This window comes from Dellaglioa sp. CoH-57-MRSF-18 (assembly GCF_056781995.1).
Genome location: NZ_JBXAXX010000190.1, coordinates 1 through 292 on the forward strand (window position 1 = coordinate 1; position 292 = coordinate 292).

Here is a 292-nt window from a genome sequence, read left to right on the forward strand (position 1 = left end):
GTTGCTTATCCTTCTGGTCGCGGTAGCCGTACGCATTGTCTAGGGCACGCTTCGCATCGTACAACCGCGACTTGTCCGCCCCCTGAAGATCGCGCCCCTTTCGATTGATGAAGCCGTTCAGCTTTGAGCTTGCTTCACCGAAATCTGTAGAGTGCTGTTTGAGCTGGCGGGCTATCTCAGATGGGCTCTGTGTGAACGTTCCTTTCGGAATTTCGGAGCCTGCACGTCGGCCTTTGCCGCGATAGCTGTCTTCCATGCGCTTTTGCCACGTACGATCCTGATCCTGTTTAGG

General features: G+C 55.1%; 1 protein-coding gene. It reads right to left on the reverse strand.

From position 1 onward, the window contains the following. Positions 1-256, reverse strand: a 256-nt coding sequence (locus AC1RPG_RS08670) for a DUF3175 domain-containing protein (RefSeq protein ID WP_481762582.1), incomplete at its 3' end; no start/stop codon positions are given. Positions 257-292 lie beyond the last annotated feature (36 nt).